Origin of the sequence: Streptomyces sp. NPDC015532, assembly GCF_043078065.1 — a bacterium.
Classification (GTDB): Bacteria; Actinomycetota; Actinomycetes; order Streptomycetales; family Streptomycetaceae; genus Streptomyces.
Genome location: NZ_JBIBSY010000001.1, coordinates 41,658 through 57,875 on the forward strand (window position 1 = coordinate 41,658; position 16,218 = coordinate 57,875).

A 16,218-nucleotide genomic window follows, 5' to 3' on the forward strand; every position below is an offset into this window, starting at 1 on the left:
AACGGCCGAAGGGGTGACTTGGTTACGCCAGATGTGGCATCCGGGGGACGCGGGGTGAACGGCGAGGGGCGGGCCGGTGACCGGCCCGCCCCTCGAACACCCCCACGACCTGCCTACTTGACCGCGCCCGCCATCACTCCGGAGACGAACTGCCGCTGGAACGCGAAGAACACGGCCAGCGGGATCACCATCGAGATGAACGCGCCCGGCGCCAGCACGTCGATGTTGTTGCCGAACTGGCGTACCTGCGTCTGGAGCGCGACCGTGATGGGCTGGCTCCCCGAGTCGGAGAACACCAGCGCGACCAGCATGTCGTTCCACACCCACAGGAACTGGAAGATCCCCAGCGAGGCGATCGCGGGGCCGCCGAGCGGCATCACGACCCGGGCGAACAGGCGCAGTTCGCCCGCGCCGTCCAGCCGGGCCGCCTCCAGGAGTTCCCTCGGGATCTCCGCGAAGAAGTTCCGCAGCAGGAACACCGCGAAGGGCAGGCCGTATCCGACGTGGAAGAGGACCACGCCGGCCACCGACCCGAAGAGGCCGAGCTTTCCGAAGAGTTCGGCGATCGGGATCAGGGCCACCTGCACCGGAACGACCAGCAGGCCGACCACGCCGAGGAACCACCAGTCGCGGCCGGGGAACTCCATCCACGCGAAGGCGTAGCCCGCGAGCGAGCCGATCACGACGACCAGCAGCGTCGCCGGGACCGTGATCAGCACCGTGTTGAGCAGCGAGCCGGTGATGTCGCTGTTCTCCAGCAGCTTCTGGTAGTTGTCCACGGTGAGCTGCGAGGGCGCGCTGAACACCTTCCACCAGCCGCTGCCGTTCATGTCCTCGGAGCTGCGCAGCGAGGACAGCAGCAGCCCGATCGTCGGCACCAGCCAGAACAGGCCGACGAGCAGCAGGAGGACGCGGACCGCGCCACCGCTGACGACGCCCGCGATCCGTGAACCGAGCGACCGGCGGGCCGTGTTCACCTCGGGCGCGGACGCCGTCTTCGTGAGACTTCCGGCATGGACCGTCATCGCCGCACCTCCCGCCTGAGCCTGCGCACGTTGCTGTGTTGTCCCGGGGGGCAACCCCCGGACCCCCGGCCGGACGACAGGCGTGAGCTCATCGCCGCACCTCCCGCCTGAGCCTGCGCACATTGAAGAGCATCACCGGGATCACCAGCAGGAGGAGGAACACCGCGATCGCGCTCGCGACGCCCGGGCGGCCCTCCGAGAAGCCCTTGCGGTACAGCTCCAGGGCCAGCACGTTCGCGTCGTCCTGGGAGGAGCCCGGCGCGATGATGAACACCAGGTCGAAGACCTTCAGCACATTGATCATCAAGGTCACGGCCACGACCGCGAGCACCGGCGCGAGGAGCGGCACCGTGACCCGGCGGAACACCTGCCACTCGTTCGCCCCGTCGACCCGTGCGGCCTCCAGGAGTTCGCGCGGCACCCCCGCCAGACCCGCGGCGATCAGCACCATCGCGAAGCCCGCCCACATCCAGACGTACGAGCCGATGATGGCGGGGGTGACCAGGGACGGGCCGAGCCAGTCGACCCCGTTGTACGGCTCCGCGAAGTTGCCCGCCGGGAGCCGCAGCCGGGCTCCGTCCGCCTTGCCCGAGAGCGAGAACGTACCGTCGTCGCCCACCGTCGCCGAGTCGACGACCTCGCCGTCCTTGACCGCCTCGATCGTCATCCCGGAGTAGCCCAGCTCGCTCGGGTCGACCTGGCCGAGCCTGCCCACGCCCTTCCCCCGGGTGAAGTCCTGCCAGGCGGTGCCGGTGACCTTGCCGGGATCCGTGCCCGCCCGCACCGCCTTCTTCGCGCTGCCCGGCATCTGGTCCGGGGCGACGCCCACCAGCGGCAGGGCGACGGACTGTCCGGCGCGCACGGCGTCCCGGGTGATGAACCCGCCCTTCTCGGCCGTGAGGGGCGACTCCCGCCCGGGGTGGGCCTTCGGGAACGCCGACGCCGGGGCGAAGGTGTCGTGCACCCCCACCCACACCGCGTTCGCGACGCCCTTGTCCGGGTCCTGGTCGTACACCAGCCGGAAGATGATGCCGGCGGCGAGCATCGAGATCGCCATCGGCATGAAGACGACCAGTTTGAACGCCGTTCCCCAGCGCACCCGTTCGGTGAGCACGGCGAAGACCAGCCCCAGCGCGGTCGCGACCGTCGGGGCGAACACCACCCAGACGATGTTGTTCTTCAGCGCGGTGCGGATGCCGTCGTCGGTGAACAGCGCCCTGTAGTTGTCGAACCCGGCGAAACCGTCGCCCTGCTGGTCGTAGAAGCTGCGCACGACCGAGTACCCGATGGGGTAGACCACGAGCGCGCCGAGCAGCACCAGGGCGGGCAGCAGGAAGAGCGCCACCACCGCCTTGCGGGTCCCGGTCACGCTCTTGCGTGTACGGGCCGGGGGCACCGGTGCGGTGCCCCCGGCCGTCGCGGACGTCATCGCCGGATCAGCCCTTGTAGGCCGCTGCGGCGTCCGATTCGAGCTTCGCCTGCGTCCCCGCCACGTCCTTCGGGTTCTTCAGGAAGTCCTGGAGGTCCTTCCACTCGCCCTTGCCGGGCGTCCCGCCGAAGGCCTGCGGGGCCTGGTCGGACATGTCGAAGCGGAAGTCGTCGCCGGCCGCGATCAGCGCCTTGGCCATGGCCTGCTGGACGGCGTTCGGATAGGCGGAGCCGGCCACGTTCTTGTTGGGCGACAGATAGCCGCCGAGCTTGGCCTGGACGGTCGCCGCGTCGGACGAGGCGAGGAAGGCCAGCAGCGCCTGCGCCGCCTTCGAGTCCTTCAGGACGACCGCCGCGTCACCGCCGCTGACCACCGGCGCCTTGTCGCCGACCGCCGGGAACGGGAACACCTTCGCGTCCGTCCCGATCTTCGCCTTCGTCTCCGCGATGTTGACGCCCACGAAGTCGCCCTCGAAGACCATGCCCGCCTTCGGCTGGTCGCCGCCGGTGAACGTCTGGGTGACCGAGGCCGGGAACTCCGTCTGGAGCGCGCCGTCCGGACCGCCCGCGATGAGGTTCTTGTCGCCCCAGAGCTGGGCGAGCGTGGTCAGCGCGTCCTTCACGGACGGATCCGTCCACTTGATCTTGTGCTGGGCGAGCTGGTCGTACTTCTCGGGTCCCGCCTGGGAGAGGTAGATGTTCTCGAACCAGTCGGTGAGCGTCCAGCCGTCGGCCCCGCCGACCGAGACGGGGGTGACACCGGAGTCGTAGACCGTGTGCGCGGTGGCCAGGAACTCCTTCCAGGTCTTGGGCTCCTTGGCCCCCGCGTTCTCGAAGACCTTGGTGTTGTACCAGACCAGCGACTTGTTGGCGGCCTTGTAGTACACGGCGTACTGCTTGCCGCCGACCTTGCCGAGGTCCTGCCAGCCCTGCGCGTAGTTCTTCGTCAACTGCGCCTGCGCGTTCGGGCCGGCGGGCTTCGCCCACCCCTTGTCGACGGCCTGCCGCACCGCGCCGACCTGGGGGAGCAGCGCCACGTCCGGGGGCGCGCCGCCCGCGATCTTCGAACCGAGGAAGTTGATGATCGGGTCCTGCGCCGGTACGAAGGTGACCTTCGCGCCGGTGCGCTTCTCGAACTCCGCCAGCACCTTCTTGAAGTTGGCCTGTTCCGCGCCGGTCCACACGGCGGCCACCTCCAGGGTGGCCCCGTCGAGCCTGGGCAGGGTGACGGAGCCCGCGCCGCCGCTCTCCGTGGCCTTGCCGCCGTCGCTTCCCTTGTCGTCGTCGCCACCGCCACCGCATGCCGTCAGCGTGAGCGCACCCGCGACGACCGCGGCCGCGGCGGCCTGTGCGGCTCTGCGAGAGTGGCGGGTGAAGCGATCGGGCGACCTTCGTATCTGAGGAATGCTGCGCATCACTGCCCCGTTCTTCGTTCTTCGTCGAACGTCAAAGCGGCTGCTGCCCGGATCACTCCGGTCTACGCCTGCCCACTCGGGGGCGGCAAGACCGCCGGTGGTGTCAAGTGCGCGATCGTGACGGGGTCGTGACGTCACGTCATGGCCCGCCGGGCACGCCGACGCCGCCCGGCCGCCCCGGGCCGGGGCGGCGCCACCCCCGGTGACGTGCGCGGCCAGGGCCGTTCGCGGGAGCGGACCGGAGCGGCGGGGGCACCGCGGGCGCGGGCTACAGGAGCGAGGGCGTCTCGGTGGCGGAGACGGAACGCGCGGCTCGCTCCAGGGCACTGGCGAGCAGGGCCAGGTCCGTGGGCCCGTTGCCCAGCTCGCGGACCGGGCGCCGGGCCGGCGGGTCGCCCATGCGGTGCCACTCCAGGGGAACGACCGTGGGGCGCAGTGTCGCCGTCCGGGGGATGCGGCCCGTGACCCGTCCACCCTGGAACGAGGTCTCCCGGCCGTCCGGGAGCAGCAGCCGGCCGCGCCCGGGGGCGGGTTCCTCGGGGCCGGGCGACGGAGCGTCGAGGGTGACGCGCAGCGCGGCGGAACGCGCCAGTTCCGACGCCGCCGTACGGCCGTCGGCGCCGGACGCCGCCACGAGGTGCACCCCGAGCCGGTCGCCCTCCCGGACGACGGCCTCCAGCGCCCGTACGACCGAACCGGCCGCCGGGCGTCCCGGGGAGCCCAGCGGCGGTGCCAGCAGGGCGTCCAGGTCGTCGACGATCACGACCAACCGGGCCAGCGCGGGCCCCGGTTCGGTCTGCCGGCGGGCGGCGGCGGGGCGCAGCCGCAGCGTCGAGCTGGACGGGGTGTCGAGGTCAGAGGCCCCCAGGGACGAGGTCCCGCCCGACGAGCTGCCGCCCGAGCGCTGGGCCACGATCCGGCCGGGGACCGTCCTCCCGGCATGCCACTCCGCGAAGCCGAGGCGCCCCAGCAGTTCGGAACGCCGCTTCAGCTCGGCGCTCAGTGACTGGGCGAACTCCCGCATCCGCACGGGGTCGTTGGCCGTCAGGTGCGTGGTGACGTGCGGCAGGTCGGTGCAGACCTGAAGGCCCTCCCCGCCGCCCGCGCCGCCATGGGCCGCGGTTCCGTCGCGGCCGTCCATCAGGACGATCCCGAGCCGGTCGGGCCGTTCGGCGGCGGCGAGGGACGCGGCGAGCGAGCGCAGCAGTTCCGTACGGCCGCTGCCCGGCGGGCCCTCGATGAGCAGATGCGGGCCCTCGACGGGCAGGTCCACGGAGACGGGTCCGCGCGGGCCCGCGCCGAGCACCGCCCGCGCCCGGCCGCCGAACGCCTCGCTGTCGTCCGCGGCGTCCGCCCAACGTGCCATCAGGGAGGCGGGGGTGGCCCGCGCCAGCCCCAACTCGTCGAGCAGACGGGCCGTCTGGGGCAGGGGCGCCGACACGCGTGTGTGCCGGTCCCCGAGCGCGCCGTCCGTCCGCAGGGGCGCGAGGGACCGGGCGAACCGCTCGGCCCAGGCCAGGGACACGGCGTCCACGGCGGCGACGGTGCCGTGCCCCAGGGGCCCACGCGGCAACCGGCCCGTACGGGAGGTGGTGGCGCGCCCGCCCGTGCCGTCGTGCCGTCCGGAGGCGGGGCGCGGGACGCCCGTGTGAGTGGCTCCGCTGTCGTGGGGACCGGAGTGCGCCGGTGAGGTGTGGGCGGCTCCGGGGTATCCCCGTCCGGCCTCGTCGGGTCCGCCGTGCCGGGAGCCGGCCGGGGACGACCCGGCGTGCCGGGCCCCGTCCGGGGCGAGCTCGCCGCTGCCGCCCGGCGCCACCCGCAGCAGCCGCAGGGCCGTGGCCACGTCCCCGCTCAGCAGGGCCACCGCCCCGCACTCGCGGAACGCCGGCGACGCCTCGCACGCCGCTTCGTAGGTCTCGCTCACCGGTGACGCGGGCGAGGCGGCAGCGGTCTCGGCGAGGCACAGCAGATGGATTCCGGCCCGCGGGCCGTCGTGCGCGAGGCGCGTCAAGGCCTCCCGGACATCGGCGCCCCCGGGGTCCCCGTCCACGATCACCACCGTGTACGGGCCGTCGTACCCGTCGGACGCGTCGTCCGCCCGCGCCCAGGACGGCCTGCGCGGCGTGTCCCGCGCACCGCTCCCGCCGGGTGCGGCGACGCGTGCGGCGTCGGCGTCGTGCGTCGCGGACCGGGCGGCCGGAACCGTGGCACCGGCGCTCCCGGGCAGCGGACCACGGACGCGTGGCGTGCCCTCCGCCTCCGCCAGGTGGTCCTCCAGACGGCGCAGGAGCTCGTCCGTGCGCGCCGCCGCCTGCTCGCGGTCGTACGCGAGCAGCAGACGGCAGTCCTGGCCGTGCGCGGGACGCAGATGGGGGAGCCAGCCGAGCCAGGACCACTCGGCGGTGCGCTCCTCCACCGGGCGGGCCCGGTCGGTGCTGACGAGGACGATCTCCAGGGTGTCGGGGGAGTGCAGCGCGGCGAGCTGCGCGACGACCGCGCGGGCCAGCCCCGACAGACGCGCGCGCGGTCCGGCCAGGCCCAGGGAGCCGGCCTCCCGCAGTCCGGCGGTCACCGGCACCGCGGGCAGCAGGCCCGAGCCGTCCGGTGCCGCCCGGTCGGCCGTGCCCAGCCGTACCGTCAGTGCCTCGGGGTGGCCGGGTCCGCGCTCCCACAGCCGCGGGCCGGGGCCCAGCGCCGTGAGCAGCAGGGTCGCCGGGTCGGGCCAGCTCTCGGGAGAGCGGTGCACGGCGGGAAGGAGCTCCTCCACCGCGACGGCTCCGTCCTCGTACGCCTCTGGCGCGGCGGGGGACGGTCCTCCCCGGCCGCCGGCCAGACGCCGGGCCCACGCGCCGATACCGCCCCGCCTGCGCGACCCCGGCGGGAGGTCCGTGCCCGCGGCCGGGGTGCCTGCGCGCGCGCCTGGGATGTCCGCCCCGGGGGTGCCGGCCGCGTCGGCGGCGCCGGGTCCGAAGGTCTCGGGGCGTACGGCCCGCGGTCCGGCCCCCGCGCCGTACGTCTCCGCGCGCGCGGCCCGCGTTCCGGCACGGTCGCCGGACGTCCTCCCGGGCCCGCCGGGGCGGCCCGCCTCGCGCGCGGACGCGCCGGTGCCGGACCCGCGGCCCTCCGTCGTCGAGCCCCGCGGCCCGCTCTCGCTCCGGGGCGCCCCGCCCTGCTCCGGCACGGCGGGGGGCACCGTCCGTCCGTACTCCAGCGCCCCCGGGACGCCGGCGGAGGCACCCCACTCGGCGGTCCCGTAGGCGTGATGCGTCTCGCCCGCGGGCGGCACGACGCTCCCCGGGGCGAAGGAGGGGCTCTCGCCGCGCGCGTGGGGCACGGCACCGCGCGGGTGCGACGCGCTCTGCGGGGAATCCTGCGGCTCCGGGGAGTCCGCGCCCGCTCCGGTGGCCGAAGCGCCCGGTGAGGTCTCCGACGCGAAGCCGCCGGCGGACGCGGAGGAGGTGTCCCGCCGGGCGGTGGCGCCGGAGGCGGCCGGAGCGCCGGGCCGGTCGGTGCCACGGGCCCGGGAGGGGGCGTCCCCGGGGGACCCGGTCCGCACCCTCACATGGCCCTCGCCGTCCGGTGCCGTCTCCACGAGGTCCGGGCCGCCCGGAGGGGAGAGCCGCAGGGCGGACTCGCCGACGCGCAGCAGCGCGCCCGCGGTGAAGGGGACGGGCCGGCCGCCCACCCGGGAGCCGTCCAGTGTCGTGCCGTTCGTGGAGCCGATGTCGGCGACCGAGACACGGCCCTCGGGGGTGACGGTGACCGCGCAGTGCAGGCGGGACACGTCGGGGTCGTCCAGGGGCACGTCGGCGTCCGCGGAGCGCCCGATGCGGATCTGGCCGCCGTGCAGCAGGTGCACCCCGCCGGCGTCGGGCCCCGCGACCACATGGAGCTGGGCCGAGACGCCGTCCAGATCGGGACCCGGCTCGGCGGGCGCGCCCAGACAGAGCACGGCGCCGTCGGTCAGCGGAGGCTCGCCGAGGGTGCAGCGCTGGGCGTCGAGCCGCTCCGCGCCCGCGTAGAGCACGACCTGGCCCCCGCCCGACTCACGGCCCCGCTCCCCCTGGGAGGTGCCCCCGCTTCCCCCGACCGCCGAGGCCAGCCCCGAGGCGACCGCTGCCAGCGCCGTCCCGGCGGGCGCGGTCACCAGCACATCGCAGGCCGTGGCTCGCCCCCGCGGCTCCGAGGGCGGGCCCAGCGGGTCTACGACGGTCAGCCGGATCTGCATCGCCGTCAGGGGTCCCTTCCGCGCAGGTGTCCGCGACGAGGACGAGGCTGCGCTGCGGTCCCCCACCGCAGATCCCCCCACCGCGCACGGGCACGTCGGCCAGTAACTGGAGGCATCCTCGCACCTGCCGCTGACAACACGCCCGCCCCCCACCTGTAAGTGATCTTGATTGGTCGGCTCTGCCCGTAAAAGTTCCTGACCCGTGCCTGCCCGATGTCGGCTTGAGATCGCTCACGCCCGGTCCCGGCAACCAAGCGACCGGAGTGAGCGTCTTTCCGTCGTACACATGCGAGCGACTTTCCGTCGACTTTCTGTCGAACGTGGACGGGAGCGCCCACGTAAGCGTTTATGCGAACCACAGGTGCGCACGGGACCTATGGGAAAGCACACGGGCGGGACAGCCCTTCGCCAGGCAGGGCGGCACTACAGTGGGTCGGAAACTCCTGTACCACGGTGATCACGGTGGACGGACCAGGCAAGCAAGCAACAGGGAGCGCATGACGTGCGGCCGGTAGGGAGCAAGTACCTCCTTGAGGAGCCGCTGGGGCGCGGCGCCACAGGCACGGTCTGGCGGGCCCGCCAGCGGGAGACCGCGGGCGCCGAGGCGGCCGTAGCGGGACAGCCCGGCGAGACCGTGGCGATCAAGGTCCTGAAGGAAGAGCTCGCGAGCGACGCCGACATCGTGATGCGGTTCCTCCGCGAACGGTCGGTGCTGCTGCGCCTGACCCACCCGAACATCGTGCGCGTGCGCGACCTCGTCGTCGAAGGCGATCTCCTCGCCCTCGTCATGGACCTGGTCGACGGCCCCGACCTGCACCGCTACCTGCGCGAGAACGGACCGTTCTCGCCCGTCGCGGCCTCGCTGCTCACCGCCCAGATCGCCGACGCGCTCGCCGCCAGCCACGCCGACGGCGTCGTGCACCGCGATCTGAAGCCCGCGAACGTCCTGCTCAAGCAGTACGCCGGCCAGATGCACCCGATGCTGACCGACTTCGGCATCGCGCGGCTGGCCGATTCCCCCGGCCTCACCCGGACCCACGAATTCGTCGGCACGCCCGCGTACGTCGCCCCGGAGTCCGCCGAGGGACGCCCCCAGACGTCCGCCGTCGACATCTACGGCGCCGGCATCCTGATGTACGAGTTGGTCACCGGGCGCCCGCCCTTCTCCGGCGGGTCCGCCCTCGAAGTGCTGCACCAGCACCTGAGCGCCGAGCCGCGCCGCCCCTCGACCGTCCCGGACCCGCTGTGGACCGTCATAGAGCGCTGCCTGCGCAAGAACCCGGACGAACGGCCCAGCGCCGAGAACCTCGCGCGCGGACTGCGTGCCGTCGCCTCGGGCATCGGGGTGCACGCCTCACCGGCGCAGATCACCGCCGCCGAGGGCGTCGGCGCCCTGCTCGCCCCCGACCCGGCCCCGGCCCCTGTCCCGGACGTCCCCGGTGCGGCCGACGCCACCCAGGTGCTGCCGCAGGGAGCGGGCTCCTACGACCCGTACGGCGCCACCAGCGTGCTCCCGCACACCTCCGGCGCCGCCGACCCGACCGCCGTGCTGCCGCCCGTGCCCCACAACCAGCCGGGCGGACAGCCCGGCCAGGGTGACGACCCGCACCCCTGGCAGAGCCAGATGCGCGCGGCCCGTGACCGCAACGAACAGACGCAGGTCCAGTACCTCGACCCGAACGAGGACCCGCTGCGCCGCCGCCCGCAGCGCCAGGTCGCCCGTCCGCAGCAGCCGCAGCAGCCCCAGCGGCAGCGTCCGCAGCAGGGCCAGCAGCCGCCGCCCGGATACGGCTATCCGCAGCAGGGCGGGCAGCCGCAGCAGTACGCGCCGCAGCACCAGCAGCCGCAGCGCTACGCCCCCGCGCCCCAGCAGCAGCCCCAGCCGCAGCGGTACGCGCCCGAACCGCAGCGGCCCCAGCAGCCCGCCCCCCGTCAGCGCGAGCCCCGCCAGGGCAGCGCCAACCCGATGAAGATCCCGGGACTCGGCTGCCTCAAGGGGTGCCTGTTCACGATCGTCATCTTCTTCGTGGCCGGCTGGCTGATCTGGGAATTCAGCCCCCTCCAGGACTGGATCGGATCGACCAGGAGCTTCTGGGGCCAGATCACCCACTGGTACGACCAAGTCAGCGGCTGGATCGAGGATCTCGGTTCGAAGGACCCCACGGGCGGCTAGGGCAGCTGATCCGGGCCCCCTCGGAACGCCGACTCTGGGGACTTGTCGACATCTGACGGGTGATTTCGGTCTCGGGCGTGAAGGTTGGCTCCGCGGGCGCGTACTTTAAGCGGCAACACGCGTCTGTAGGAGCAGTCTTGGCACGCAAGATCGGCAGCAGGTACACCGCGCACCAGATCCTGGGGCGGGGGAGCGCCGGCACGGTGTGGCTGGGCGAGGGTCCCGAGGGACCCGTCGCCATCAAGCTGCTGCGCGAGGACCTCGCGTCCGACCAGGAGCTGGTGGGGCGCTTCGTGCAGGAGCGCACCGCGCTGCTCGGCCTCGATCACCCCCACGTGGTGGCGGTGCGCGACCTGGTGGTGGACGGCAACGACCTCGCCCTCGTCATGGACCTCGTCCGGGGCACCGACCTGCGCACCCGGCTCGACCGGGAGCGCCGGCTCGCCCCGGAGGCCGCGGTCGCGATCGTCGCCGACGTGGCCGACGGACTCGCCGCCGCGCACGCCGCCGGGGTCGTCCACCGCGACGTGAAGCCCGAGAACGTCCTGCTCGACATGCAGGGCCCGCTCGGCCCCGGCGGCTCCCACCCGGCCCTCCTGACCGACTTCGGAGTGGCCAAGCTCATCGACTCGCCGCGCCGGACCCGGGTCACGAAGATCATCGGCACGCCGGACTACCTCGCGCCCGAGATCGTCGAGGGCCTGCCGCCGCGGGCCGCCGTCGACATCTACGCGCTGGCGACCGTGCTCTACGAACTGCTCGCCGGATTCACGCCCTTCGGGGGCGGACACCCCGGCGCGGTCCTGCGCCGCCATGTCACCGAGACCGTGGTCCCGCTCCCGGGCATCCCGGACGAGCTCTGGCAGCTGCTCGTGCAGTGTCTGGCCAAGGCGCCCGCGTCCCGGCTGCGGGCCTCCGAGCTGGGCGCGCGGCTGCGGGAGCAGCTCCCGCTGCTGGCCGGGATGCCGCCGCTGGACGTGGACTCCCCGGACGCGGACTCCGCGGACGGGGACGAGGAGTACGAGGAGAGCGCGGAGCCGGCGGCGCCCGCCGCGGCGCGCGAGCGGCGCGGGGCCGTGCCCCTCGTGCCGGGGGCCGCGCCCGACTCGAACCGGGACACCCACACCTCGATGCGGGTACCGGCCCCCGACGAGCTGGCCGGCGGGGCCCGGGGGACGGCTCGCGCGCCCCGGGCCGCGGGCGCGCCCCGTCCCGGGTCCGCCCGGCACCGGGCCTCCGCCCGGCGGCGGCGGATCACCCTGGGGGTGGCGGCGGTCGCCCTCGTGGCCGCGGTGGGTGTCGGTACCTGGCTCGCCACCTCCGGCGACGACGACGCGGCCCCCCAGGACACGAAGAACTCGGCCCCGGCCTCACCCTGACCCCGGCCGGCGCCCCGGGAACGGCCTTTTTCCGCCCCCTCCGCCCCTACCCGTCCCGTACCTGGGGGCTGCCGCCCCCAGACCCCCGCTGAGAATCAGCCCCTCCGGGGATTGAGGAGCGGGGTCTGGGGCGGAGCCCCGGGTTCGGGACGGGAAGGGGCGGAGGGGGCGAGGAAGATCTTCGGCGGTCACCGCGGTGCGGGCCCCAGGGGACGAGGGCGGGCCCGGTTGCCGTAACCGTTACGCTGGAGGCGTGGCAGTCGTCGATGTATCCGAAGAGCTCAAGTCCCTCTCCTCGACCATGGAGTCGATCGAGGCCGTCCTGGACCTCGACAAGCTGAGGGCAGATGTCGCCGTGCTCGAGGAGCAGGCGGCCGCGCCGTCCCTGTGGGACGACCCGGACGAGGCGCAGAAGATCACCAGCAAGCTGAGCCACCTCCAGGCGGAGGTCAGGAAGGCCGAGGCGCTCCGCGGGCGCATCGACGATCTGAGCGTGCTCTTCGAGATGGCCGAGGAGGAGGACGACCCGGACACCCGTGCCGAGGCCGATGCCGAGCTCGTCTCCGTCAAGAAGGCGCTGGACGAGATGGAGGTCCGCACGCTCCTGTCCGGCGAGTACGACTCCCGTGAGGCCGTCGTCACCATCCGTGCCGAGGCCGGCGGCGTCGACGCCTCCGACTTCGCCGAGAAGCTCCAGCGCATGTACCTGCGCTGGGCCGAGCGCCACGGCTACAAGACGGAGCTCTACGAGACCTCGTACGCGGAAGAGGCGGGCATCAAGTCCACCACCTTCGCCGTCCACGTGCCGTACGCGTACGGCACGCTCTCCGTGGAGCAGGGCACGCACCGCCTGGTGCGCATCTCGCCCTTCGACAACCAGGGGCGCCGCCAGACCTCCTTCGCCGGTGTCGAGATCCTGCCGGTCGTCGAGCAGACCGACCACATCGAGATCGACGAGTCCGAGCTCCGGATCGACGTGTACCGCTCGTCGGGCCCCGGCGGCCAGGGCGTCAACACCACCGACTCCGCGGTGCGCCTGACCCACCTCCCCACCGGCATCGTCGTCTCGTGCCAGAACGAGCGGTCGCAGATCCAGAACAAGGCCTCGGCCATGAACGTTCTGCAGGCCAAGCTCCTGGAGCGGCGCCGGCAGGAGGAACAGGCCGCGATGGACGCCCTCAAGGGCGACGGCGGCAACTCCTGGGGAAACCAGATGCGTTCGTACGTCCTGCACCCGTACCAGATGGTCAAGGACCTGCGCACGGAGCACGAAGTCGGCAACCCCGAGGCCGTGTTCGGGGGCGAGATCGACGGCTTCCTGGAGGCCGGAATTCGCTGGCGCAAGCAGCAGGAGAAGTAAGCACACGACAGAAGCGGTGCGGGCGGACCTTCTCCGCCCCCGCTGAAACCTCTTTGTCGACAAGGCAACTGCCGTCCATCGGACGGCAGTTGCCTTCGTTGTGGGGGTTGTCTGGGTTTTCCGTCACAGTCACATGTCCTCAGGCCAGGCAAACGATGGTGTTCCGGACATCGCGTACGCAACGACCTTGACGCTGCTTTGAAAACTGGGAAGGGTGACGTGTGGCATGCGTATCACCGGGGCGCATGTGAACCGGGGGGTCGAACGCAATCTCCTGTGACGCCGTGGCTCCGGGCGCTGCTCCATTGACGATCAGCTACTGGGGGTAGCAGGAACATGACCAAGAAGACGCGGATCCGCGTGGCGCGCATAGCCGCCTGCGCTGTGATCGCCGCCGGTGCCTCGCTGACGGCGGCAGGTGCCGCCTCGGCGCTCGACCTCAAGGTCGGTCTCACGGCGACCACCGCTGACGACCCGACCCCGACGCCCACCGAGACGGGCATCCCGACCGAGCCCACCGAGGAGCCGACCCAGCCCACGGAGGAGCCGACCGAGCCCACCGAGGAGCCGACCGAGCCCACGGAGGAGCCGACCGAGCCCACCGAGGAGCCCACGGAGCCCACCGAGGAGCCGACCCAGCCCACCGAGGAGCCCACGGAGCCCACCGGCGAGCCCACCTCCGGCACCTCCGCCCCCTCGGAGGGCGGCACGGGCGGCACCGGAAGCGGCGGCAACGACGCCGACCCCAACGGTGGTTCCAGCGCCCAGGAGGAGGGCTCCTCCGCCCTCACCGACACCGGTTCGGACACCCAGGCCCAGGGCAAGGACGGCGCGCTGGCCGAGACGGGTGCCGGCCAGACCGCGTTCCTGCTCATCGGTGCCGCCACGATGATCGCCGGTGGTATCGGCTTCCGCCTGCTGCCGCGCCTGTCCGGCGGCCGCGGCGGTGCCGCCGCCTGACGCGCGCCCACGCGACGAAGGGCCCGGAGCAGCTCGCTCCGGGCCCTTCCCGTGTTCAGGTGTGACGGCGGCCGTGCCGGACCGTCCCCGTGGCTCTCACACCGTCTGGTGGGCCACCAGCGCCAGTGCTGCGATCAGTACCGCGAGCAGAGCGATCAGTGCCATGGGGTTGAGTCCCGCGAAGGGGCTCTCCTGCTGGAGCCGTTCCCGGTTCGCGCGGCAGACGCGGCAGCGGCCCTCGCTGACGGGTGCCGCGCAGTTAGCGCATACCAGTCGGTCGTACGTCATGCGCCGGCCCTCCTTGCGACGTCTCCGCGTACGCAGCACTCTCGCGTACACATCGCTTCCTTAACGCTGCGGCGAACGCAACCGTTCCCCTACCACTGTGCCAGGTTCCGCGGAATTCGGCGCGGCCCTCCTTGTCCTGCCCCGCCCGGAGTACCCTCAGCCCGTCCGGCCGGGGGTGAATCGCGCCCCGGATCCGTGACAAATCGTGCAAGCCGTGCGCAACCCCGTACGCCGACTGCGCTCGCACACCCGGTTCGCGTATGGTCACGCACACCTACCCCCGGCGACCCGTGGTGCACCCGTGATCCGATTCGACAATGTCTCCAAGGTCTACCCCAAGCAGACCCGCCCCGCTCTCAGGGATGTCTCCCTGGAGATCGAGCGCGGAGAATTCGTGTTCCTCGTGGGCTCCTCCGGCTCCGGAAAGTCCACCTTCCTGCGGCTGATCCTCCGCGAGGAGCGGACCAGCCAAGGCCAGGTGCACGTTCTGGGCAAGGACCTAGCGCGCCTCTCCAACTGGAAGGTGCCGCAGATGCGCCGCCAGCTGGGGACCGTGTTCCAGGACTTCCGCCTCCTGCCCAACAAGACGGTCGCCGAGAACGTGGCCTTCGCCCAGGAGGTCATCGGCAAGTCCCGCGGTGAGATCCGCAAGTCCGTGCCCCAGGTGCTCGACCTCGTCGGCCTGGGCGGCAAGGAGGACCGGATGCCCGGCGAGCTGTCCGGTGGTGAGCAGCAGCGTGTGGCCATCGCGAGAGCCTTCGTGAACCGGCCCAAGCTCCTCATCGCCGACGAGCCGACCGGAAACCTCGACCCACAGACCTCCGTGGGCATCATGAAACTGCTCGACCGGATCAACCGGACGGGCACCACGGTCCTGATGGCGACGCACGACCAGAACATCGTGGACCAGATGCGCAAGCGCGTCATCGAGCTGGAGAAGGGCCGTCTCGTCCGCGACCAGGCGCGCGGCGTCTACGGCTACCAGCACTGATCATCGTCCACGGAAAGGTCTGAGGAAGACGCCATGCGCGCGCAGTTCGTTCTGTCGGAGATCGGTGTCGGTCTCCGCCGCAACCTGACCATGACCTTCGCGGTCGTCGTCTCGGTCGCCCTCTCGCTCGCCCTGTTCGGCGGCTCGCTCCTGATGAGCGACCAGGTGAACACCATGAAGGGCTACTGGTACGACAAGGTCAACGTCTCGATCTTCCTCTGCAACAAGAGCGACGCCGAGTCCGACCCGCACTGCGCCAGGGGCGCGGTGACCAGTGACCAGAAGAAGCAGATCATCGCCGACCTGGACAAGATGTCCACGGTCGTCCAGAAGGTCACCTACGAGTCCTCGGACCAGGCGTACAAGCACTACAAGGAGCAGTTCGGCGACTCCCCGCTGGCCAGCTCCCTCACGCCGGACCAGATGCAGGAGTCGTACCGGATCAAGCTGAAGGACCCGGAGAAGTACCAGGTCATCGCGACCGCCTTCGACGGCCGTGACGGCGTGCAGTCCGTTCAGGACCAGAAGGGCATCCTGGACAACCTGTTCGGGCTGCTCAACGGCATGAACTGGGCCGCGCGCGCGGTGATGGCGATGATGCTCGTCGTCGCCCTCATGCTGATCGTCAACACGGTGCGCGTCTCGGCCTTCAGCCGGCGGCGCGAGACCGGCATCATGCGGCTCGTCGGCGCCTCCGGCTTCTACATCCAGGCGCCGTTCATCGCCGAGGCCGCGGTCGCCGGACTCATCGGCGGCGGTGTCGCCTGCGGATTCCTGCTGATCGCCCGGTACTTCATCATCGACCACGGTCTGGCGCTGTCCGAGAAGCTCAACTTGATCAACTTCATCGGCTGGGACGCCGTGTTGACCAAGCTCCCGCTCATCCTCGCGACAAGCCTGCTGATGCCCGCACTGGCCGCATTCTTCGCATTGCGCAAGTACCTGAAGGTGTGACGCATCCCAAGAGGGCC

11 protein-coding genes are annotated in these 16,218 nt (G+C 72.4%); 6 read left to right on the forward strand and 5 right to left on the reverse strand.

What is annotated here, in order from left to right; translation table 11 throughout:
- Positions 1-113: 113 nt before the first annotated feature.
- The 4 genes from ACF07B_RS00145 to ACF07B_RS00160 all read right to left on the reverse strand — a co-directional run bounded on the left by ACF07B_RS00145 (position 114) and on the right by ACF07B_RS00160 (position 8,096).
- A complete protein-coding gene (locus tag ACF07B_RS00145) occupies positions 114-1,025 on the reverse strand; it encodes a carbohydrate ABC transporter permease (RefSeq protein WP_369486123.1) in 912 nt (303 codons plus the stop codon).
- A gap of 88 nt (positions 1,026-1,113) precedes the next feature.
- Positions 1,114-2,454 carry a carbohydrate ABC transporter permease gene (locus ACF07B_RS00150; RefSeq protein WP_369486122.1) on the reverse strand — a complete coding sequence of 447 codons (1,341 nt, stop codon included), beginning with the start codon at positions 2,452-2,454 and terminating at the stop codon, positions 1,114-1,116.
- Positions 2,455-2,461: 7 nt separating this feature from the next.
- Positions 2,462-3,868 (reverse strand): ABC transporter substrate-binding protein, encoded by a 1,407-nt coding sequence (locus tag ACF07B_RS00155; protein WP_392177206.1) that lies wholly within the window; start codon positions 3,866-3,868, stop codon positions 2,462-2,464.
- 268 nt (positions 3,869-4,136) lie between these two features.
- On the reverse strand, positions 4,137-8,096 hold the full coding sequence (locus tag ACF07B_RS00160; RefSeq protein ID WP_392177207.1) for an FHA domain-containing protein: 3,960 nt from the start codon (positions 8,094-8,096) through the stop codon (positions 4,137-4,139).
- Between the two features lie 502 nt (positions 8,097-8,598).
- Between ACF07B_RS00160 and ACF07B_RS00165 the strand changes: the two genes are divergently transcribed.
- The 4 genes from ACF07B_RS00165 (at position 8,599) to ACF07B_RS00180 (ending at position 13,968) form a co-directional block, all read left to right on the forward strand.
- Positions 8,599-10,269, forward strand: coding sequence for a serine/threonine-protein kinase (locus ACF07B_RS00165; protein WP_392177208.1), 1,671 nt, complete (start codon positions 8,599-8,601; stop codon positions 10,267-10,269).
- 137 nt (positions 10,270-10,406) lie between these two features.
- Positions 10,407-11,648: a serine/threonine-protein kinase gene (locus ACF07B_RS00170; RefSeq protein ID WP_392177209.1), complete on the forward strand. Its 1,242-nt coding sequence runs from the start codon at positions 10,407-10,409 to the stop codon at positions 11,646-11,648.
- A gap of 253 nt (positions 11,649-11,901) precedes the next feature.
- The gene (gene prfB / locus ACF07B_RS00175) at positions 11,902-13,008 is read left to right on the forward strand and encodes a peptide chain release factor 2 (protein ID WP_392177210.1); all 1,107 of its coding nucleotides are present in this window, start codon (positions 11,902-11,904) and stop codon (positions 13,006-13,008) included.
- A gap of 336 nt (positions 13,009-13,344) precedes the next feature.
- Positions 13,345-13,968, forward strand: a complete 624-nt coding sequence (locus ACF07B_RS00180; RefSeq protein WP_392177211.1) for a hypothetical protein — start codon at positions 13,345-13,347, stop codon at positions 13,966-13,968.
- 96 nt (positions 13,969-14,064) lie between these two features.
- Here ACF07B_RS00180 and ACF07B_RS00185 read toward each other — a convergent pair whose 3' ends face one another.
- The gene (locus ACF07B_RS00185; protein WP_326787440.1) at positions 14,065-14,256 is read right to left on the reverse strand and encodes a hypothetical protein; all 192 of its coding nucleotides are present in this window, start codon (positions 14,254-14,256) and stop codon (positions 14,065-14,067) included.
- A 301-nt stretch (positions 14,257-14,557) separates the two neighbouring features.
- Here ACF07B_RS00185 and ftsE point away from each other — a divergent pair, with 301 nt between their 5' ends.
- Positions 14,558-15,247 carry a cell division ATP-binding protein FtsE gene (gene ftsE / locus ACF07B_RS00190; protein WP_362389590.1) on the forward strand — a complete coding sequence of 230 codons (690 nt, stop codon included), beginning with the start codon at positions 14,558-14,560 and terminating at the stop codon, positions 15,245-15,247.
- A 33-nt stretch (positions 15,248-15,280) separates the two neighbouring features.
- The gene (ftsX, locus tag ACF07B_RS00195; protein ID WP_369486508.1) at positions 15,281-16,201 is read left to right on the forward strand and encodes a permease-like cell division protein FtsX; all 921 of its coding nucleotides are present in this window, start codon (positions 15,281-15,283) and stop codon (positions 16,199-16,201) included.
- Positions 16,202-16,218 lie beyond the last annotated feature (17 nt).